This is a genomic window from Micromonospora sp. NPDC003944 (genome assembly GCF_053605225.1).
In genome coordinates, this window is the sequence record NZ_JBSGIV010000048.1 from 34,647 (window position 1) to 55,447 (window position 20,801).

17 protein-coding genes are annotated in these 20,801 nt (G+C 70.9%); 8 read left to right on the forward strand and 9 right to left on the reverse strand.

The annotated features are described in order from the left end of the window. Window positions 1–31: 31 nt before the first annotated feature. The 3 genes from ACWER9_RS22485 to ilvD all read right to left on the reverse strand — a co-directional run bounded on the left by ACWER9_RS22485 (window position 32) and on the right by ilvD (window position 4,298). Window positions 32–637: an RloB family protein gene (locus tag ACWER9_RS22485; protein ID WP_452303702.1), complete on the reverse strand. Its 606-nt coding sequence runs from the start codon at window positions 635–637 to the stop codon at window positions 32–34. After that, window positions 618–1,949, reverse strand: a complete 1,332-nt coding sequence (locus tag ACWER9_RS22490) for an AAA family ATPase (RefSeq protein ID WP_452303703.1) — start codon at window positions 1,947–1,949, stop codon at window positions 618–620. The genes ACWER9_RS22485 and ACWER9_RS22490 overlap by 20 nt, the downstream gene beginning before the upstream one ends. 501 nt (window positions 1,950–2,450) lie before the next feature. Then, the gene (ilvD, locus tag ACWER9_RS22495) at window positions 2,451–4,298 is read right to left on the reverse strand and encodes a dihydroxy-acid dehydratase (protein WP_452303704.1); all 1,848 of its coding nucleotides are present in this window, start codon (window positions 4,296–4,298) and stop codon (window positions 2,451–2,453) included. Window positions 4,299–4,427: 129 nt separating this feature from the next. Here ilvD and ACWER9_RS22500 point away from each other — a divergent pair, with 129 nt between their 5' ends. From ACWER9_RS22500 to serA, 5 genes are all read left to right on the forward strand, one after another. Further along, window positions 4,428–6,782, forward strand: a complete 2,355-nt coding sequence (locus ACWER9_RS22500) for a putative bifunctional diguanylate cyclase/phosphodiesterase (RefSeq protein ID WP_452303715.1) — start codon at window positions 4,428–4,430, stop codon at window positions 6,780–6,782. 188 nt (window positions 6,783–6,970) lie between these two features. Further along, window positions 6,971–8,851 carry an acetolactate synthase large subunit gene (locus tag ACWER9_RS22505; RefSeq protein WP_452303705.1) on the forward strand — a complete coding sequence of 627 codons (1,881 nt, stop codon included), beginning with the start codon at window positions 6,971–6,973 and terminating at the stop codon, window positions 8,849–8,851. A gap of 117 nt (window positions 8,852–8,968) precedes the next feature. Further along, window positions 8,969–9,484: an acetolactate synthase small subunit gene (gene ilvN, locus ACWER9_RS22510; RefSeq protein ID WP_124815780.1), complete on the forward strand. Its 516-nt coding sequence runs from the start codon at window positions 8,969–8,971 to the stop codon at window positions 9,482–9,484. A gap of 93 nt (window positions 9,485–9,577) precedes the next feature. Further along, complete coding sequence (ilvC, locus tag ACWER9_RS22515) at window positions 9,578–10,591, forward strand: ketol-acid reductoisomerase (RefSeq protein ID WP_357351788.1); 1,014 nt, start codon at window positions 9,578–9,580, stop codon at window positions 10,589–10,591. A gap of 389 nt (window positions 10,592–10,980) precedes the next feature. Next, on the forward strand, window positions 10,981–12,579 hold the full coding sequence (gene serA / locus ACWER9_RS22520; RefSeq protein WP_452303706.1) for a phosphoglycerate dehydrogenase: 1,599 nt from the start codon (window positions 10,981–10,983) through the stop codon (window positions 12,577–12,579). Between the two features lie 76 nt (window positions 12,580–12,655). On the opposite strand, the gene ACWER9_RS22525 is transcribed toward serA, so the two are convergent. After that, window positions 12,656–13,012, reverse strand: coding sequence for a hypothetical protein (locus ACWER9_RS22525; protein ID WP_238671028.1), 357 nt, complete (start codon window positions 13,010–13,012; stop codon window positions 12,656–12,658). Between the two features lie 309 nt (window positions 13,013–13,321). Beyond that, window positions 13,322–14,164, reverse strand: a complete 843-nt coding sequence (locus tag ACWER9_RS22530; protein ID WP_452303707.1) for an FAD:protein FMN transferase — start codon at window positions 14,162–14,164, stop codon at window positions 13,322–13,324. Between the two features lie 228 nt (window positions 14,165–14,392). On the opposite strand from ACWER9_RS22530, the gene ACWER9_RS22535 reads away from it, so the two are divergent. Both ACWER9_RS22535 and ACWER9_RS22540 read left to right on the forward strand, forming a co-directional pair. Beyond that, complete coding sequence (locus ACWER9_RS22535; RefSeq protein ID WP_452303708.1) at window positions 14,393–15,424, forward strand: 3-isopropylmalate dehydrogenase; 1,032 nt, start codon at window positions 14,393–14,395, stop codon at window positions 15,422–15,424. A gap of 161 nt (window positions 15,425–15,585) precedes the next feature. Further along, window positions 15,586–16,683 (forward strand): branched-chain amino acid aminotransferase, encoded by a 1,098-nt coding sequence (locus ACWER9_RS22540; protein WP_452303709.1) that lies wholly within the window; start codon window positions 15,586–15,588, stop codon window positions 16,681–16,683. A 51-nt stretch (window positions 16,684–16,734) separates the two neighbouring features. Here the strand turns inward: ACWER9_RS22540 and ACWER9_RS22545 are convergent, their stop codons facing one another. The 4 genes from ACWER9_RS22545 to ACWER9_RS22560 all read right to left on the reverse strand — a co-directional run bounded on the left by ACWER9_RS22545 (window position 16,735) and on the right by ACWER9_RS22560 (window position 18,858). Further along, a complete protein-coding gene (locus ACWER9_RS22545; RefSeq protein ID WP_452303710.1) occupies window positions 16,735–17,505 on the reverse strand; it encodes a tyrosine-protein phosphatase in 771 nt (256 codons plus the stop codon). 55 nt (window positions 17,506–17,560) lie between these two features. After that, window positions 17,561–18,019 carry a PRC-barrel domain containing protein gene (locus ACWER9_RS22550; protein ID WP_452303711.1) on the reverse strand — a complete coding sequence of 153 codons (459 nt, stop codon included), beginning with the start codon at window positions 18,017–18,019 and terminating at the stop codon, window positions 17,561–17,563. Between the two features lie 129 nt (window positions 18,020–18,148). After that, window positions 18,149–18,679, reverse strand: a complete 531-nt coding sequence (locus ACWER9_RS22555) for a carboxymuconolactone decarboxylase family protein (RefSeq protein ID WP_452303712.1) — start codon at window positions 18,677–18,679, stop codon at window positions 18,149–18,151. A gap of 2 nt (window positions 18,680–18,681) precedes the next feature. Beyond that, on the reverse strand, window positions 18,682–18,858 hold the full coding sequence (locus tag ACWER9_RS22560) for a hypothetical protein (RefSeq protein WP_452303713.1): 177 nt from the start codon (window positions 18,856–18,858) through the stop codon (window positions 18,682–18,684). A 318-nt stretch (window positions 18,859–19,176) separates the two neighbouring features. On the opposite strand from ACWER9_RS22560, the gene cimA reads away from it, so the two are divergent. After that, the gene (gene cimA, locus ACWER9_RS22565) at window positions 19,177–20,760 is read left to right on the forward strand and encodes a citramalate synthase (RefSeq protein WP_452303714.1); all 1,584 of its coding nucleotides are present in this window, start codon (window positions 19,177–19,179) and stop codon (window positions 20,758–20,760) included. The last annotated feature ends 41 nt before the right edge of the window (window positions 20,761–20,801 follow it).

Genomic DNA, 20,801 nt, shown 5'->3' on the forward strand with positions numbered 1-20,801 from the left:
GATACCGCCTTTGGCCCGAGCACTGCCCCTGTTAACGAAGAGCCAGCGCCAGCCGCCACACCGCGGTGGACGGGTTTGCCGCAGGCGGAGGGGGAAGCGTCTGGGCTCGTCCGATGGCGGCCTCGATGCCGTTGCGGAAGTCGGTGAAGTCGGGTCTGGTCTTGTTCCAGTGGGGAAGATACTTGCGAAGCAGGGCAGCCGCCCTCTCGGCGTCTTCCAGATAACGGGTGCACGAGTCCAGGTGCAGGATGAGCCAGACTTCGAAGCAGGGTTTCGACCAGAGAAGAGTCACGGCATGTCGTTGCGCTTCTCGCTCTGAGAGCTCCGGTGGGTAGTGGTCGACGTCGCAGACGACGTACGCCTGATCGAAGTCGTTGGCGTCACGCCGTCGAGCCGCGCCTCGGACCGCGTCGATGGGCGAGCCTTTCTCCACCGCCACGACGAGGCGGTGCACCAGCCACGGCTCATGCCGGAGCCCTTCGAGGTAGACCCGTTCAGTCGCTGCACCGTTGGTGACTGCGAGGATGGTCTGTCGCTGCTCCCTGACGGAGACCCTGCGACGAAGGTCGGTTTCGCGGGTGGTGCCGATTCTCGTCCGACCGTTGCGCTGCTGCTGGTCAGTCTGTCGCTTCGCCATCCACCGGTCCTCGTGCCGCGAGCGCCTGCTCGAACAGATACGTCGAAAGGTCCGGAACCGCTCCGTAGTTGCCATTGAGGTATCGCCGTTGGCGGTTCTCGCCCTCCTTGCGCGGCTTGAAGTCGGTCAGCGGATACAGGGAGGAGGCACCCTCGTCATCCTTCTCCACGAACCAGATCTCGTCGCGCCGCAAGATTTCCTCCGCGTCCAGCGTGCCCAGCAGTGCGGCGTCGTGGCTGGTGAAGATGAGCTGACTGCCCAGGGGGTTCGCCTTGGGGCTACGGAACAGGCTGATGAGTTTCGCGGTCAGGATCGGGTGCAGACTGGCGTCGATCTCGTCGATCAGCATTGTTGCGCCCGAGTGCAGCATCGCAGCGGCGTGCAGGCCCAGCGTCAATAGTTGCCGGGTTCCGGCTGACTGGTCCTGTAGGCCGAGCAGCACGGTGCCGTGTGGGCCCTGGTGCGCGAACTGAACGCGTGGCGGACGCAGCGCCCACGCTGCGGCCCTCCTCACCCGCTCGCGCATCCCCCGGGCGGGCGAATCGGACCACGCCGACCCTTCGTCGTCCGGCCCGAAGGAGACGACCATGTCGACGATCCCCACGTCTGCGGCCTGTAGAAGACCGACGACCAGCCGGCGACCATGTTCGGTGTCGAACCTGCCGCCGGCGTCGAGGGCGGTCAGCCCGGAATTGGGATCGGTGCGTTGGCCCGCCAGGAAGAACCACCTGTAGGTTTCGTGCAGTGGCTGCGGGTTGGTCGGATCGGGCTCGGGCCGGCTGTGACCGAAGCGGGCGACCGTGCTGAGAAAGAGAGCTGTCGGCGCGGTGATCCCGGCAATCTGCTCCAGATCGCTACGCCGCCCGGACTCCTCACCCCACGCGAAGACATCGCCGTCGCGCTCGAACACGCGCCGCCGACGCCCCAACGGATAGTGGTAGAGCCATTCCTCCCGCACCCCGTCGTCGTCGATCTGGAAGCCGTAGGTATGCCTGACTCCGGCGAGCACAAGGTCCACCACGTACCGGGAGGGTTGCGTGCGGCTCTCCGGATCAAGCCGGAACGGCTCTCGGGACAAGCCCACGCCCGGTTCGACCGCCCGGTCCGACTCCACGACCATCTCCCGCATGGACGCCAAGGCGCCGAGGCAGTTCGACTTGCCGGACGCGTTGGCACCGAAGATGCCGACGACCTGCAGCGCGTTCGGAGCCGATTCGTCGGTCTCGTTGGCATCGCTGTAGACCGGCGTCAGGTTGAGCTGATGCTCGTCGCGGAACGAGCGATGGTTGGCGAAGCGGAAACTCAGCAACATTGGTCGTCAGGCCCTGCCTGGTGGGCGGTTACAAGCTCGTTCCTGCGAGTAAACCACGAAAAGGCCACCCAAGCCGGCGCGAGCGAGCCATGTTGCGGGCCGATTGGCCGCAGCTGTGGAGCGCAGCCCGAGACGGGTGGGTGTCCGAGGACTCCCGAGCCACCACCGAAGCCTCAGCGGAAGGTGGCGGTTGCTCGTACGTAGCTGGCCAGGCGGCAAGGGGAAGGCGAGGGCCGGGCCATGCGGGTGCACCCCATACGGCGACCGGTTCGTCGCCGACGACGACGTGCTCGGGCCGACCGGGCAGGCGTACCGGAGCGGCGAGCGAGTGTCGCGGCGCGGGCGGCGTCGCGTACCTCCGTCATCGCGCTGATCACCGTGCGCTCCACCCGTGCCTGCGGCACCGTGCACCGGCACGACGACGGCGTACGCCTCCTCGCCGCAGCTCCCGACCTGCCTGGCCTTCGGACGGAACGAGGATCGTCGGTCAGGCCCCGGTGGTCACTCCGGGACGCGACGGTAGGCGCCGTCGCTGGCCGAGGTGGCCATCGAGGCGTACGCGCGCAGCGCCGCCGACACCGGGCGCTGCCGGTCGGTCGGGGTGTACGGCCTGTCGCGCTTCTCCTCGGCCACCCGCCGTGCCTCCAGCTCCTCGGCGGGCACGTTCAGCTCGATCGACCGGCTCGGAATGTCGATGACGACCTCGTCGCCGTCGCGGACCAGGGCGATCAGCCCGCCGGAGGCCGCCTCGGGCGAGACGTGCCCGATCGAGAGCCCGGAGGTGCCACCGGAGAAACGCCCGTCGGTGAGCAGCGCACAGGAGCGACCCAGCCCGCGCCCCTTCAGGAACGAGGTGGGGTAGAGCATCTCCTGCATGCCGGGGCCGCCCTTGGGCCCCTCGTACCGGATGACCACCACGTCCCCGGCGACGACCTGCTTGGCGAGGATCGCGGTCACCGCGTCGTCCTGCGACTCGTAGACCTTCGCCGGACCGCGGAAGGTCAGGCAGTCGTCCGGCACGCCTGCGGTCTTCACCACGCTGCCCTCGGGAGCCAGGTTGCCGTGCAGGATGGCCAGCCCGCCGTCGGCGGAGTAGGCGTGCTCGCGGTCCCGGATGCAGCCGCCTGCCGCGTCGGTGTCGAGCGACGACCACCGGTTGGTGGTGGAGAACGGCTCGACGGTGCGCACCCCGCCGGGGGCGGCGTGGAACAGCTCGACAGCCGTCGGGGTGGGGGAGCCGCCGCGCACGTCCCAGTCGGTCAACCACTGTGCCAGCGAGGGGGAGTGCACGGCGTGCACGTCCCGGTTGAGCTGCCCGGCCCGGTCCAGTTCACCGAGGATCGCCGGGATGCCACCGGCCCGGTGCACGTCCTCCATGTGGTAGTTCGGCGAGTTCGGCGCGACCTTGGCCAGGCACGGCACCCGCCGGGAGATCGCGTCGATGTCGGTGACGCCGAAGTCCATCTCCGCCTCTCGGGCGGCGGCGAGCAGGTGCAGCACGGTGTTGGTGGAGCCGCCCATCGCCACGTCCAGGGCGACCGCGTTCTCGAAGGCTGCCTTGGAGGCGACAGTACGCGGCAGCACCGAGTCGTCGTCGCCGTCGTACCACCGCTTGGAGATCTCCACGATGGTCCGCCCGGCCTCGACGAAGAGCGACCGGCGTGCGGCGTGGGTGGCGAGCGTCGAACCGTTGCCGGGCAGCGCGAGCCCGATGGCCTCGGTCAGGCAGTTCATCGAGTTGGCGGTGAACATGCCGGAGCAGGAGCCGCAGGTCGGGCAGGCGGAGCGCTCGATCTCGCCGAGCTGCTCGTCGGTGACCGCCTCGTTCGAGGAGGCGATCATCGCGTCGATCAGGTCGATCTTGCTGTGCACGACGCCCTCGATCGCCATCGTCTTGCCGGCCTCCATCGGGCCGCCGGAGACGAAGACCGTCGGGATGTTGAGCCGCAGCGCGGCCAGCAGCATCCCGGGCGTGATCTTGTCGCAGTTGGAGATGCAGACCAGGGCGTCCGCGCAGTGCGCGTTGACCATGTATTCGACCGCGTCGGCGATCAGCTCACGGCTGGGCAGCGAGTAGAGCATGCCGCCGTGGCCCATCGCGATGCCGTCGTCGACCGCGATGGTGTTGAACTCCCGGCCCACTCCACCGGCCTCGGCGACCGCGTCGGCGACCAGGCCACCCATGTCCTTGAGGTGTACGTGACCAGGCACGAACTGGGTGAAACTGTTGGCGATGGCGACGATCGGCTTGCCGAAATCGTCGTCGGTCATCCCGGTGGCCCGCCAGAGGGCCCGGGCGCCGGCCATCGTCCGACCGTGTGTGGAAGTCCTCGACCGCAGCTCAGGCATGCATACCAGCATGACACCGTCGACGCGCCGGCCCACCCCCGTATCTGCCGTGTCCCAACAGATGCACACTCAGCCCCCCATTGCGTGCGCCCATCCGGCACTCTTGGAGGCGTGCATTTTCCACCGGCCATGGTCGCTGTCGCGGCGCTCAGCGGGCTCGTCGCCGCGGTGGCCGCCGCGCTGCTGACCGTCGTCGCCCGGCGGCGGACGGGGCCGCGTCGACCAGCGCACCTGCTGCTCGCGGGGGCCGCCGGGGGTGCCCTGCTCAGCCTCCTGGCCGGGCTTGTCGCCGTGCTCAGCGCGAACGACCACTGGGCCCACGAGCAGGGGCAGCGCACCGGTTGGGCGACAACTGTGGCGATCGGCACGGCGGTGAGCGGCTTGGCCTTCGCGGCCGGTCTGCTCCGGCTGCCCGGAGTGGCCGCCACCGCGGCGGGCACGGCCCGACTCGCCCTGGACGGGTTGGTCATGGCGGCGGCCCTGTGGTTCGTCGGTTGGGTGCTCTTCTCCGAGCCCACCCGGTTGCTCGGTGCCGCCACCCCGATGGCCTGCCCGGCGATTCTGCTTGCCACGGTGAGCGCCGCGCTCGGTGCCGGGCTCGTCGTGATCGTCGTCTTCCGGGCCGCCACGCCACGTCGACGGCTCGCCGCGCTGGGCGCCGGCATCAGCGCGGTCACCTGCGGTGGGCTGGGTCTCAGCGCGGGCCTCTGCCAGGCCGGGCCGACGATGGCGCTGACCGGCGCGGCGGTGCTCGCCGCCGGCCTGCTGACCGTCGCGCTCACCGTCTACCGGGCCGACCGACCGGGGCAGATCGACCTGGACCTGGTCGGCAGCGACGGGGAGTACGCGGTCGCCCCGATGCTCGCGATGGCCGCCTCGGCGATGTACCACCTCGCCCAGGACGGCCGGTTCACCGCGGCGGGCATCGTGGCCGGCAGCGTGGAGGGTTTCGCCCTGGTGGCCCGGCAGTACCTCACGCTGCGCGACGTCCGGGGGTACGCGGGCCGGCTGGCCGAGCGGGAGGCGCACTTCCGTGAGCTGGCGCACACCGACCCGCTGACGTCGTTGGCCAACCGGCGCGGGCTGCTGCGCGCGCTGCACCGCAACGCCGCGGACCGCAACCCGTGTGTGCTGCTCGGCCTCGACCTGGACGGCTTCAAGAACGTCAACGACATGCGGGGCCACGACGTGGGCGACGCCGTGCTGGCCGAGGTGGGTCGGCGGCTGCGCGGCAACCTGCGCCCCGGCGACGTGGCCGCCCGGCTGGGTGGCGACGAGTTCGCCGTTCTCATGCAGGGCCGGCCGGTCGAGGCGGACCGGGTCGCCGAGCGGCTCCTCGGGGTGATCAACCGGCCGTACGACCAGCCGGAGGGTCCGGTCTTCCTGTCGGTGAGCATCGGGGTGGCCGACTGGGCCGACGAGCCGGACGTGGAGTTGCTGCTGCGCCACGCCGACCTGGCACTGCGCTACGCCAAGCAGCGGGGTAAGAACCGGATCGAGCGGTACGACGCCGCGTACGACCAACTGCTGCGCCGACGTACGACGGTGGAGCACGAGCTGCGCGGGGCGATCGACCGCGACGAGCTGCGGTTGGCGTTCCAGCCGGTGGCGTCGCTGCCGTCGGTGCGGCCGGTCGGCGCTGAGGCGCTGCTCCGCTGGCACCACCCCGAGCTGGGCAACGTCCGTCCGGACGAGTTCATCCCGCTCGCCGAGGAGTGCGGCATGATCGCCCCGCTCGGCGCCTGGGTGCTGCACCAGGCCTGCTATCAGCTCTCCCGGTGGCTCGCGGACGGGCACGACGTCTGGGTGTCGGTGAACGTCTCCCCGCGCGAGCTGCACGCCCCGGCGTACGTGGTCCAGGTCGCCGAGGCGCTGCGCGCCCACCACGTGCCGCCGCAGCGGCTGGTGCTGGAGGTCACCGAGCACGCGGTCGCCACCGACCTGGACGAGCTGATCCGGCGGCTCACCGCGTTGCGGTTGACCGGCGTGCGGATCGCACTCGACGACTTCGGGGCCGGCTACTCCTCGCTGGGGCAGCTGCGCCGACTGCCGATCGACATTCTCAAGATCGACCACAGTCTGGTCGCCGAACACGAACCGGTCCGCCCGGTCGGCCAGGACGGGCCCGCGTTCGCCCCGATGGTCGACATCGTCATGCGACTGGGCCACCAGCTGGGGCTGGAGGTGATCGCCGAGGGGGTGACGAACCCGACCGAGTTGGCCGCGGTGGTGGCCGCCGGTTGCCGGTTCGGCCAGGGCGCGCTGTTCGGCTGGGGGGTGCCCGCCGAGCACCTGGAGGCGATGCTGGAGGCCGCCACGTCGCCCGGCGCGCGTCCCGCTCCGGTGCCCGCGCCACGTCGCCCTTCGGGCGGGTCCGGGCAGCTCAACCCGTCTGTCGATGGCGCGTCGCCGGCCGACTCGCCGGCCTCCGTCAACCAACATGTGGGATCAGTTGACTCATCGCGTGAGATGCGTCAGGCTTAGCCGCATGTCGTCGTACCGGTCGCTGCGAGTACTTACCTGAGCGCACTCTCCCTCACCGAGAGTGCGCTGGCCCCGTGCATCTGCACGAGGGCCGTTTTTATTGCCATCGGAACCTGGCGAGGCGGGCCCCGCCCGCGTCGCATCGCTTGACTAGCCACCAGCCACTCCAGCCGAAGGCCAGAACCGCCATGACGAGACCCACGCCCGAGACCCTCGCCCACACCGCCCGCCGGGCCCGCGCGGCAGCCGACCCGACCCTCGACGTCGACCAGGCCGCCGCGCGCCCGGCCACCCCGGCCGCCCCGGCGGTACGACCCGTCGCCGCAACCCAGGTCTCCGGGGCCGGCTCACTCGTGCGGTCCCTCGAGGCGCTCGACGTCGACGTCGTCTTCGGCATCCCGGGCGGCGCGATCCTGCCGGCGTACGACCCGCTCTACGACTCCACGGTCCGGCACATCCTGGTGCGGCACGAGCAGGGCGCGGGGCACGCGGCGACCGGCTACGCGCAGGCAACCGGGAAGGTCGGCGTCTGCATCGCCACCTCCGGTCCGGGCGCGACGAACCTGGTCACCCCGATCGCCGACGCGTACATGGACTCGGTGGCGATGGTGGCGATCACCGGCCAGGTGGCCCGCCCGTCGATTGGCACCGACGCCTTCCAGGAGGCGGACATCCAGGGCATCACCCTGCCGATCACCAAGCACAACTTCCTCGTCCAGAACGCCGAGGAGATTCCCCGGGTGCTGGCCGAGGCGTTCCACCTGGCCAGCAGCGGGAGGCCCGGCCCGGTGCTCGTCGACATCCCCAAGGACGTGCTCCAGGCGCCGACCACCTTCTCCTGGCCGCCCACCCTGGACCTGCCCGGCTACCGGCCGACCCTGCACCCGCACGGCAAGCAGATCCGGGAGGCGGCGCGGCTGATGGCCGGCGCCCGGCGGCCCGTGCTCTACGTGGGCGGCGGGGTGCTCAAGGCCGGTGCCACCGACGGGCTGCGCCGGCTGGCCGAGCTGACCGGCATCCCGGTCGTCACCACGTTGATGGCGCTCGGGGCGTTCCCCGACTCGCACCAGCAGCACCTGGGGATGCCCGGCATGCACGGCACCGTCGCCGCGGTCTACGGCCTGCAGAAGGCGGATCTGATCGTCGCGCTGGGCGCGCGCTTCGACGACCGGGTCACCGGCAAGCTCGACTCGTTCGCCCCGGACGCGGCAGTCGTCCACGCGGACATCGACCCCGCCGAGATCGGCAAGAACCGGCACGTGGACGTGCCGATCGTCGGCGACGCCAAGCACGTCATCGACGAGCTGATCGCCGCGGTCACCGTGGAGCGGTCGGCGGGGCGCACCGCCGACCTCGGTGACTGGTGGACGCAGCTCGACGACCTGCGCAACCGTTACCCGCTGGGCTACGACGAGCCGGCCGACGGGACCCTCTCCCCGCAGTACGTGATCAAGCGGTTGGGCGAGATCGTCGGCTCCGACGCGATCTTCGTGGCCGGGGTTGGTCAGCACCAGATGTGGGCGTCGCAGTTCATCTCGTACGAGAAGCCGAACACCTGGCTGAACTCCGGCGGCCTCGGCACGATGGGTTACGCGGTGCCGGCGGCGATGGGCGCCAAGGTCGGCAAGCCGGACACGGTGGTCTGGGCGGTGGACGGCGACGGCTGCTTCCAGATGACCAACCAGGAGTTGGCCACCTGCGCCTTGGAGGGCATCCCGGTCAAGATCGCCGTCATCAACAACGGCAATCTCGGCATGGTCCGGCAGTGGCAGACGCTCTTCTACAACGAGCGCTACTCGAACACCGAGCTGGGCACCCACAAGCACCGGATTCCCGACTTCGTGAAGCTGGCCGAGGCCCTGGGCTGCGTCGGGCTGCGCTGCGAGAACGCGGCCGACGTGGACAAGACCATCGCCGCCGCCATGGAGATCAACGATGCGCCCGTGGTGATCGACTTCGTGGTCGGCAAGGACGCGATGGTCTGGCCGATGGTCGCCGCCGGCACCAGCAACGACGAGATCATGTTCGCCCGTGGCGTCCGCCCGGTCTTCGACGAGGATGACATCTAGTCATGAACGAATGCACCGAGCGCAGCGAGGGCCGTGAGGGCATGACGAAGGAGACGCCGTCATGAACGAATGCACCGAGCGCAGCGAGGGCCGTGAGGGCATGCCAAAGGAGAAGCAGTGACCATGCACACCCTGTCCGTGCTCGTGGAGAACAAGCCCGGCGTACTCGCCCGGGTCTCCGGCCTGTTCTCCCGGCGCGGGTTCAACATCGACAGCCTCGCGGTGGGCGAGACCGAGAACCCGGACGTCTCCCGGATCACCATCGTGGTCAACGCGGAGTCGTCCCCGCTGGAGCAGGTCACCAAGCAGCTGAACAAGCTTGTCAACGTACTCAAGATCGTTGAACTGGACCCGCAGGTCTCGGTCGCCCGGGAGTTGCTGCTGGTGAAGGTTCGCGCCGACCGCTCCGCGCGGTCGCAGGTGCTGGAGACGGTCAACCTGTTCCGCGCCCGGGTGGTCGACGTCGCACCGGACACGCTGACCATCGAGGCCACCGGCACCCCGGACAAGCTCGACGCGCTCCTGCGCGACCTCGAGTCCTTCGGTATCAAGGAAATGGTCCAGTCCGGCTTGGTGGCCATCGGGCGCGGTTCGCGTTCGATCACCGCCGGTCCCGCACTGAGGGCTGCCTGACCCCCCGCCGGTCGGCCCCGGCGGGCCGCCGGCGAATCCATCCGCACAGACCACGACGGGCCGCCCCGGCCGTCGTACGAAAGGGAAGTTCTCATGAGCGTTGAGGTGTACTACGACGACAACGCCGACCTCGGCCTGATCCAGGCCCGGAAGGTCGCGGTGATCGGCTACGGCAGCCAGGGTCACGCCCACGCGCTGTCGCTGCGTGACTCGGGCGTCGACGTGGTGATCGGTCTGCCGGAGGGCTCGAAGAGCCGTCCCAAGGCCGAGGAGCAGGGCCTGCGGGTGCTCACGCCGGCGCAGGCCGCCGCCGAGGCCGACGTGATCATGGTGCTCGCGCCGGACACCGCACAGCGCAAGCTCTACACCGAGTCGATCGAGCCGAACCTCACCGCGGGCAAGGCGCTCTTCTTCGGCCACGGCTTCAACATCCGGTACGGCCTGATCAAGCCGCCGGCCGAGGTAGACGTGGCGATGGTCGCGCCCAAGGGCCCCGGCCACCTGGTCCGCCGCCAGTACAGCGACGGCAAGGGCGTGCCCTGCCTCGTCGCCGTCGAGCAGGATGCCAGCGGCAACGCGCTCGCGCTCGCCCTCGCGTACGCCAAGGGGATCGGCGGCACCCGGGCCGGCGCGATCAAGACCACCTTCACCGAGGAGACCGAGACCGACCTCTTCGGCGAGCAGGCGGTGCTCTGCGGCGGTGCCTCGGCGCTTGTGCAGACCGGGTTCGAGGTGCTCACCGAGGCGGGCTACGCCCCGGAGGTCGCCTACTTCGAGTGCCTGCACGAGCTGAAGCTGATCGTCGACCTCATGTACGAGGGCGGCATCGCGAAGATGCGCTACAGCATCTCCGACACCGCCGAGTACGGCGACCTCTCCCGTGGCTCGCGCATCATCGACTCCCGGGTCAAGGACGAGATGCGCAAGATTCTTGGTGAGATCCAGTCCGGCGAGTTCGCCCGCGAGTGGGTCGCCGAGGACGAGGCCGGCCGGCCCAACTTCACCAAGTGGCAGGCCGAGGGCGCGGCGCACCCGATCGAGGAGACCGGCAAGAAGCTGCGCGGCATGATGAGCTGGGTCGACCGCCCGATCACCGAGACGGCCTGACGGCGCGCCGAAACGCTCCCTCTCCGACGGCCCCGGGTCGCGCTCTCCCCAGCGCAACCCGGGGCTGTCAACATGCCCCCACCCTGGCCTTCACCCACGCCCCCGTGGATCTTGCACTTCCGCATGTCGATGTGTCGGACAGTGCCCCTTAGTTCGCGACAGGAAGTGCAAGGTCGCGGGGAGGGGCGCGTTTCTGTGCGGTGAACGGCTGATGGCCGCGCTGTGAGGGCACTCACCCCGAAGACCGGAACACGCCGACGAGCGAGGCCCCTACGATCGCCTGTAGGTGCAGCAGCCGGCACCTGACGGCCACGGCACGGATCAGCGCAGGGCGCAGTGCGGCGCCTCGCGGCCCGGGCCGATCGCAAACACGACCTCTACGAGGACCGATGAATCCTGTCGTACTGATCGCCGAAGAACTCGCCCCCGCCGCCATCGAGGTGCTCGCCCACGACTTCGACGTCCGTCACGTCGACGGCACCGACCGTCCGGCCCTGCTCTCGGCGCTCTCCGAGGCCGACGCCGTCATCGTGCGCAGCGCGACCCAGATCGACGCCGAGGCGGTCGCCGCCGCACCGCGACTCAAGGTGGTCGCCCGCGCGGGTGTCGGGCTGGACAACGTCGAGGTGCCGGCCGCCACCGCTCGGGGCGTCATGGTGGTCAACGCGCCCACCTCGAACATCGTCTCCGCTGCCGAGCAGGCCGTCGCGCTGCTGCTCGCCGTCGCCCGCAACACCGCGAGCGCCAGCTCCGCCCTCAAGGCGGGGGAGTGGAAGCGGTCGAAGTACACAGGCGTCGAGGTGCAGGGCAAGACCGTCGGCGTGGTCGGGCTCGGTCGCATCGGGGTGCTCTTCGCGTCTCGCATCGCCGCGTTCGGCACCCGGCTGATCGCGTACGACCCGTACATCCAGCCGGCCCGTGCGGCGCAGCTCGGCGTCCGCCTGGTCGGGTTGGAGGAGCTGCTGCGGGAGAGCGACTTCATCTCCATCCACCTGCCGAAGACGCCGGAGACGGTGGGCCTGATCGGCGAGAAGGAGCTGGCGATCGTCAAGCCCGGCGTCCGCATCGTCAACGCCGCCCGGGGTGGGCTCGTCGACGAGCAGGCGCTCGCCGACGCGATCGCCGAGGGTCGGGTCGCCGGGGCCGGCGTCGACGTGTACAGCAAGGAGCCGTGCACCTCGTCGCCGCTGTTCGCCTTCGACAACGTGGTGGCCACCCCGCACCTGGGTGCCTCCACCCACGAGGCGCAGGACAAGGCCGGTCTCGCCGTGGCCAAGAGCGTGAAGCTGGCGTTGCAGGGCGAGTTCGTGCCGGACGCGGTAAACGTGCAGGCCGGCGGTGTGGTCGCCGAGGACGTCCGGCCGCTGCTGCCGTTGGCGGAGAAGCTGGGCCGGGCCTTCACCGCGGTCGCCGGCGGGGTCGCCGCAAGCGTCACGGTCGAGGTACGCGGCGAGATCGTCAGCCACGACGTGTCGGTGCTCAAGCTCGCCGCCACCAAGGGCCTGTTCAGCTCCGTGGTCGAGGAGCAGGTCACCTACGTCAACGCCCCGCACCTGGCGGCCGAGCGTGGCGTCGAGGTCACCCTCGCCACCCTGGCCGAGACGGCCGAGCAGCCGACCCTGGTCACGGTGCGCGGCGCGCTGCCCGACGGTCGGACGGTAAGTGTCTCCGGCACGGTCACCCACTCCGGTGCGCGGGACATCCTGAAGCTGACCGAGGTGGACGGCTTCGACGTGGAGATCGGCGCGGAGGGCATCCTGCTCTTCCTGCGCTACGCCGACCGGCCCGGCGTCGTCGGCACCGTCGGTACCCTGCTCGGCGAGTCGGGCATCAACATCGCCGCCATGCAGGTGGCTCGTCGGGAGGCGGGTGGCGAGACGCTGATGACGCTCACCGTCGACCAGGCGCTCGGCGCCGACCTGCTCACGTCGGCCGCCGAGTCGATCGGCGCCACGGCGGCAAGCGCCGCCGACCTGCGCGACGAGTAGGAGACGACCAAACACCGAGGGGGGCCTGGCGATTCGCCGGGCCCCTCGTCATGTCCTGTCCGCGCCGCCGGTCAGGTCAGCCGTGCAGTCGCGCCGGCGGCGGGTAGACCGAGCCGTCCTGCGGGTCGAACAACATCAGCCCGTGCTCGCCGGCCAGCCGCTCGATGTCGAGGAGCACCTGGTCCGCGCAGGTCGGGTGCAGGTTCAACTCGACGTGGTCGTGGGCCGCGTGCAGCGGCGCCACCGCCCACGGACTGTTCGGGCCGGGGTGACGGTCCGGATAGGAGGCGGTGATCGCCCGGTAGAAGCTGACCACCCGCGGGTCGGGGTAGCGGTCCACGTGCCGTCCCTGCCGGCAACCGTTGACCGCTGTCCGCACGTCCTCGGGCGTCGCCCCGTCCTCCAGGGCCCACACGCTCAGATCGAAACTCACGGCGGATAGCGTGCCATCCGCCGTTCACCATGTCGAAACTGCCTCGCCGCCGGTCAACCACCGATCGCCACAGTCTCCGTTCGAGACGGTCCGGTGTGGAGACTCTTGCGTCGAGTTGCGTCGATTCGCTAGCGTACGCACTGCGGTCACTGGCCGAGTTCGCGGCGCCGACCCGTCTTCGGGTGGCGCGGTCGACGTCCGGCCCGACCGGTCCGCACCCCTCGGTTGTGCGAGCCACGCGCACTCGTCGCTGACCGGCCCCCACGGTCGTTGCCGAGACCGTGGGGGCCGATCGCGGCGGCGCTCCGCTCAGCGACGGTGTGCGAAGAGCGCGCGATAGTCGGAGTTTCCCCGAAACCACGTCAGGCCTGTGGCTCCGGCGGCGTAGAGCGCGGTGGCGTAGGCGTCGGCGAACGTCAGGTCGGGGCCCACGACGGTGGCGGCGACGAGGTGGTTGGCCGGCTCGCCGGTGTGCGGGTCCACCACATGCCCCTGGCGCCCGGTCACTCCGGAGGTGCCGATCGCGCCGGCGGTCATCTCCAGCACCAGTGGCGCGCGCTCGGGTGCGGTCGGGTGGTGCACCGCCACCCGCCAGGGGCCCCCGTGCGGCGCGCGGCCCCGGACGACGAGGTCGGCGCCGGCGAGCACGGCGTAGTCGTGGATGCCGGCGGCCCGGAGTCGCTCGGCGGCCCGTTCCACCGCCCAACCGCCGAGCAGCCCGCCGGGGTCGAAGCCGCCGGGCACCGCCCACGCGTCGAACCACCCGTCGGTGGCCGCGCGCATCGCCGCGCAGCGGTCTACCAGGTCGGCGAGCGGGGGGTACGAGTCCGGGCTGATCTCGCCCCGCCGCAGCCGGGAGACGAGGCTCTCCGGTCGGTTGGGGCCGTAGGTGAGGTCGATGGCGCGCAGCTCGGCGACGCTGTCCCGCAGAGCCTCGCCCACACCCCGGCGGCCGAGCCTCTCGGGGGCGTTGAGCAGCAGGGTGTACTCCGCGGTCGCGGTGCGTACGGTGTGCTGCACCGCGATCCGGCCCTCGGTGGCGGCGGTCGGGTCGATCCGGTGCCGGCGGCTGCCGAGTCGGAGGTCCGGCCGGCGGTTGCGGAACGCGGACGGGTCCGGCCAGCGGGTCCGTGGCTGCTCGTCGATGCGCATCGCATCTGCCCCCTCGCACGTGGCGCCGCGTCCGCGCGACTCCGTTGGTCGGCGGGCCCCCGCGACCCACCGACCACTACGGTAGGCAGCGGAGATGACCGCCCCATGAGTCCCAGCTGAGAGGGTGCTGTGCATCCGCGCTTCCCAGATGATGGACGCTCCGTACCGGGAGGCGGGACGGCGACGTACCGTTGCCCGGACGGAACCGTTGAGCAGAGGAGTGCGGTCGTGGCGCGGATCGCGGTGGTGGCCGGGGACGGCATCGGGCCCGAGGTGGTCGCGCAGGCGCGCAAGGTCCTCGACGCGGTGCTGCCCGACGTGCAGGCCACCGAGTACGACCTCGGTGCCGCCCGCTGGCACCGTACCGGCGAGGTGCTGCCCGACTCGGTGCTGACCGAGCTGGCCGGGCACGACGCCATCCTGCTCGGTGCGGTCGGCGACCCGACGGTCCCGCCGGGTGTGCTGGAGCGGGGGCTGCTGCTCAAGCTCCGCTTCGCCTTCGACCAGTACGTCAACCTGCGCCCGTCCCGCCTCTGGCCCGGGGTTTCCGGCCCGCTGAACACCGTGAAGCCGGGCGAGGTCGACCTCGTGGTGGTGCGCGAGGGCACCGAGGGGCTCTACGCCGGCGCCGGTGGTTCCCTGCACCGGGACACCCCGGCCGAGGTCGCCACCGAGGAGAGCCTGAACACCCGGCACGGCGTGGAGCGGGTGATCCGCGACGCGTTCGCCCGCGCCGGCCGCCGGGAGCGGCGCAAGGTCACCCTCGTGCACAAGACCAACGTGCTCACCCACGCCGGGTCGCTCTGGGCTCGCACGTTCGACGCGGTCGCCGCCGAGCACCCGGACGTCGCCACCGAGTACCAGCACGTCGACGCGGCGGCCATGTTCCTGGTCACCCAGCCGCAGCGCTACGACGTGGTGGTCACCGACAACCTCTTCGGCGACATCCTCACCGACATCGCCGCGGCCGTCACCGGCGGCATCGGGCTGGCGGCCAGTGGCTGCATCAACCCCGAGGGGGCGTACCCCTCGATGTTCGAGCCGGTGCACGGCTCCGCGCCGGACATCGCCGGGCAGGGCATCGCCGACCCGGTCGCCGCGGTGCTCTCCGCCGCGTTGCTGCTGGAGCAGCTCGGGCACAGCGAGTCCGCCGCCCGGGTCAACGCGGCGGTCGCCGCCGAGCTGGCCAGCCGGGTCCCGGGTGTGACGCTGCGTACCGAAGAGGTCGGCGACCGGCTCGCCGCTCACGCCGTAGCCTGACGTCTCGTCCCGAACGGCGACCGGCCCGACGTCGGCGTGGCCGGGCAGTCCGTCCGGCCCACCCGGCGCTACCCGCTTAACGACCGTTCGGGGTAGGTTTCTGGTACAGCCATGTCGGTGTGCGGTCCCGCATGCCGTTGTTCCCCAGGGAGGTCAGCGCGATGAGCGGTGGTGACATGCTCGACTTCGAGATCCGTCCGAATGCCGCGCCGGTATCCGCCGCCGATCGGGCCGCGCTGCTGACCAACCCCGGCTTCGGCCGGGTCTTCACCGACCACATGGTCACCGTCCGCTACGCCGACGGCAAGGGCTGGTACGACGCCCGGGTGGAGGCGCGTGGCCCGATCCCGATGGACCCGGCCAGCGCGGTGCTGCACTACGCGCAGGAGATCTTCGAAGGGCTCAAGGCGTACCGGACGGCCGACGGTGGCGTGACGATGTTCCGGCCGGACGCCAACGCGGCCCGCTTCGCCACCTCCGCGCAGCGGATGGCGATGCCGGTGCTGCCGCCGGAGGTGTTCGTCGACTCGCTGCACAAGCTCATCGAGATCGACCGGGAGTGGATCCCCACCGACGAGGACGGCAGCCTCTACCTGCGGCCCTTCATGTTCGCAAGCGAGGTCTTCCTCGGCGTCCGCCCGGCGAACGAGTACCTCTACATGGTGATCGCCTCACCGGCCGGGTCGTACTTCAGCGGTGGGGTCAAGCCGGTCACCGTCTGGGTCTCCCCGGACTACACCCGGGCCGCGCCCGGTGGCACCGGCGCCGCCAAGTGCGGCGGCAACTACGCCGCCTCGTTGGCGGCCCAGGCGGAGGCCATCGAGGCCGGCTGCGACCAGGTCGTCTTCCTGGACGCGGTGGAGCGCCGGTTCGTCGACGAACTGGGCGGCATGAACGTGTTCTTCGTCTACGACGACGGCACTGTGGTCACCCCACCGCTGACCGGCACGATCCTGCCGGGCATCACCCGGGACGCCGTTCTCGCGCTGGCCGGCGCGGCCGGTCACCGGGTCGAGGAGCGACCGGTCAGCTTCGCCGACTGGCAGGCCGACGCCGCCAGCGGTCGCCTCCGGGAGGTCTTCGCCTGCGGCACCGCCGCGGTGGTCACCCCGATCGGTGGGGTCCGTTCCCCCGAGGGTGAGTTCCTGATCGGTGGCGGCGAGCCCGGCCAGGTCACCATGGCTCTGCGTCAGCAGTTGGTCGACATCCAGCGGGGCAAGGCGGCCGACCCGCACGGTTGGGTGCAGCGGGTCTTCTGACCTCGGTGACCGCGCCGGCCAGTCCACCCGGACGGGCCGGCGCAGTCGGTCCTACGTGTCGGTGGGCTTCGCCGTGCCGGGCTCGTCGAGCAGGTGGTCGCGGAGCGCGGCGAGCTGCTCGTCGGTCACCCCGGCGTGGCGCAGGTACGCCTCCACCGAGCCGTGCCCGGCGCGCAGCTCGTCCAGGAAGATCTGCATCGCCTCGGCGGGGGAGCTCAGGAACGGCGCCGGCACCTCCGCCCCGTTCGGCATGACGGTGGCCAGCCAGGCGCTGTACCGGGCCGACGCCGCACTGCTCAACGCGTAGTCCGCGGTGGTGTCGTCGTCGTCGACGCCGAGCACGGCGAGGGTCAGCGCGCAGACGATGCCGGTGCGGTCCTTGCCGGCGACGCAGTGCACCACCACCGGGGCGTTGGCGGAGTCGGCGATCAGCCCGACCGCCTCGGCCAGCCCGGCGGTGCCGGTCTGGGCCAGGTCGGCGTACCTGTCGGCGAGGTACCGGGCCAGGCTGGCGCCCTCCTCGTGCGGCGTCTTCGTCCAGTCGTCGTGCTCCGGGTGGATGTTCCGGTAGGTCAGCCCCTGGTACGCCGGCACCCGGCCGTCCCGCTCCACCTCGGTGGGGCGACGGAGGTCGACGACGGTGCGGATCCCGATCGCGGCGAACGCGTCCCGGTCCTGTTCGGTGAGGCGGTGCAGTGAGTCGGAGCGGTAGAGCCGGCCCCGGCGAACGGGGCGGTCGTCGTGGCCGACGTAGCCGCCGACGTCGCGGAAGTTGAAGGTGGCGGGGAGCGAGAGCTGGCGATTGTCCTCGGTGGCGTCCACGGTCACACGGTAACGGCCGGTGGGGCGGTGCCCCACCGGCCGTCGGGTCGAACAGTCACCGTGCCGTGCCGGGTGGGAGCGCGCCGTACGTCTCGTCGTAGTAGCCACCCAACTGGTCCCGGTAGGTCGGGTCGCTGTGGCTCGTCTCGTCGTACTCCGGGGCGGCCTTGATCTGGTCCCTCGTCCGGTCGACGGAGACGGTGCGCTGATCGTGGTCGACCTGGTTGACGGTGCCGGCCGGCAGCATCACCTTCTTGCCGAAGATCCAGGGCCCGGTGTCCACGACGAGGTAGCTGCCACCCACCTCGTGGCTCGCGCTGTCGATCTTGCCGACTCCGCCGTCGGTGGCCTCGACCTTGTAGCCGACCAGATCGGCGTCGGCCACGCCGGCCTGGTCGCGGTAGCGCCAGGGGTCGAACGTGCCGGCCGGCGCCCCTCCGGGAACCGAGCCCTGGTCACCGCCGTGCAGCGGGTCCGGCCCGGCGTGAGTGGCGTGCGGATCGATCCTGTCCATGCCGTTCACTCCTGACTGTCACCGATCACCTGATGTCCCGTAGGAGCTACCCGAGCGTCGGGGGCCGGAAACGGCGAGCCGCCCGACGCCCGCGAGGTGCGGCATCGGCCTGTCCGGGGCGTACCGCGCTCAGGCCAGCGCGGCCTCGGCGTCCAGGGTGACCGCCGCGGCGTGCACCACGGCGGAGATCCGCAGGGCGTCGTGCAGCTGCTCCCGGGTGAAACCGCTGGCGCGTAGCTTCCTGTCGTGCAACTCCAGGCACACGCCGCAGCCGGCGATCGCCGACACGGCGAAGCACCACAGTTCGAAGTCGCCCTTGTCCACGCCCGGCCTCGCGATGATCCGCATCCGCAGGCGGGCCGGCATCGAGGCGTACCGCTCGTCGCCGATGAGGTGCTTGGCCCGGTAGTAGACGTTGTTCATCGCCATGATCGCCGCGGCGCCCTTGGCTGCCTCGACACCCTCCGGCCCGAGGTGCCCGAGTGCCTCGTCCGCGATCTCGCGCAGCACCACCGGGTTGCGGGCGGCCACCGCGCAGGCCAGGGCGGTGCCCCAGGTCTGCGCCGGGGTCAACGGCGAGGCGCCGATGGTGGAGTTCAGGTTGAGCGCGATGTCCCTGGCGTACTCGGGCAGCGCTGCCGTGATCGCGTCCAGACCCATGGTCAGACCCCGGCGATCTCCGTCGGGCTGATGGCGGTGCAGCTCATCGGCCCGACGAAGACCACACGCCACTTGCCCTCGTGGGACACGTGGTCGATCGTCCTGGACGTGTTGTTGGCGCCCGACGATACGCAGGCGGTGGGCCTGTGCTCAGGTAAGCGGTCACTGACGGTGAGCACAGGTCCTCCTTGGCGACGGCGCGGTGGCCGTCATCGGATCCGTTGCAGATGCTTCCGCATGGCTGGTGCTGCTGATCAGTGGCCTGGTGGGCTTGTGAAGCCGATCACGAGCGGCGGTTCGGGGTGAACGAACCCTCAGTAACTGTCCCGTCATGTGGATTGATCCTCCCAAAAGCCGGTGAGGGGTGGCAGAGTGGCCATCGTGACCAGCACCGCCCTGATTATTGCGACCTAGCGCGCCGGCTCTCCCCTCTGCCGAGCGCGCAGACCTCCCGCATCCCGCGGGAGGTCTTTTTGTTGCTCCGAGAAAGGATCCTGATGACGTTCCAGGTCTTCGACACCACACTGCGCGACGGCGCCCAGCGCGAGGGGCTCACCTACTCGGTGGTCGACAAGCTGGCCGTGGCCCGGCTGCTCGACGAGTTCGGCGTCGGCTTCATCGAGGGTGGCTGGCCGGGCGCGGTCCCCAAGGACACCGAGTTCTTCCGCCGCGCCCGCACCGAGTTGGACCTGCGGCACGCCGTACTCGTCGCGTTCGGCGCCACCCGCAAGGCCGGCGTCCCGGTCGCGGACGACCCCCAGGTGCGGGCCCTGCTGGACGCGCAGACCCCGGCGGTGGCACTTGTCGCCAAGGCCGACACCCGGCACGTCGAACGCGCCCTGCGCACCACCGGCGCGGAGAACCTGGCGATGATCCACGACACCGTCGACCACCTCGTCCGCGAGGGCCGGCGGGTCTTCGTCGACGGCGAACACTTCTTCGACGGCTACCGGCACGACCCCGCGTACGGCGCCGCGGTGGTGCAGACCGCGCTCGCCGCCGGCGCCGAGCGGATGGTGCTCTGCGACACCAACGGCGGCATGCTGCCCTCCCAGGTGACCGCCGTGATCCTCGACCTGACCGAGCGGCTGGGGATCGACGCCGGGCTGCTCGGCATGCACGCCCAGAACGACACCGCCTGCGCGGTGGCCAACACCATCGCCGCCGTGGAGGCGGGCGTCCGCCACGTGCAGGGCACCGCCAACGGGTACGGCGAACGTCCGGGCAACGCCGACCTCTTCGCGGTGGTCGCCAACCTGCAACTCAAGCTCGGCATGCCCGTCCTACCGGAGGGCTGCCTGGCGCAGATGGTGCGGGTCTCGCACGCCATCGCCGAGATCGCCAACATCGCCCCCGACACCCACCAGGCGTACGCCGGGGCCGCCGCCTTCGCCCACAAGGCGGGGCTGCACGCGAGCGCGATCAAGGTCGACCCGTTGCTCTACAACCACGTGGACCCGTCGGTGGTGGGCAACGACATGCGGATCCTGGTCACCGAGATGGCCGGTCGGGCCAGCGTCGAGCTCAAGAGTCGCGAGCTCGGCCTGGACCTGGCCGGCAGGCCGGACGCCCTGACCCGGGTCACCAAGCGGGTCAAGGAGCTGGAGGCGGGTGGCTGGTCCTTCGAGGCCGCCGACGCGTCCTTCGAGTTGCTGGTCCGATCCGAGCTGCCGGAGGGCGGCCCGGCCCGTCCGTTCACCCTGGAGTCGTACCGGGTGCTGGTCGAGCACCGCGAGGACGGTGCGGTGGTCTCCGAGGCGACCGTCAAGATCCGGGTACGTGGGGAACGCGTGATCGCCACCGCCGAGGGCAACGGCCCGGTCAACGCGCTCGACGAGGCGCTGCGGGTGGGGTTGGAGCGGCACTACCCGCAGCTGCGCGACTTCGAACTGGCCGACTACAAGGTGCGCATCCTGGAGGGCAGCCACGGCACCGGCGCGGTCACCCGGGTCCTGCTGGAAACCTCGAACGGCAACGGCCGGGACTGGACCACGGTAGGCGTCCACCCCAACGTGGTCGAGGCCAGCTGGCACGCCCTGGTGGACGCCCTAACCTACGGCCTAGCCCCCACCCCGGTCTAACCCCCGCACCTTCCCTCCCGCCCCCCGCCCCCCGCCCCCCG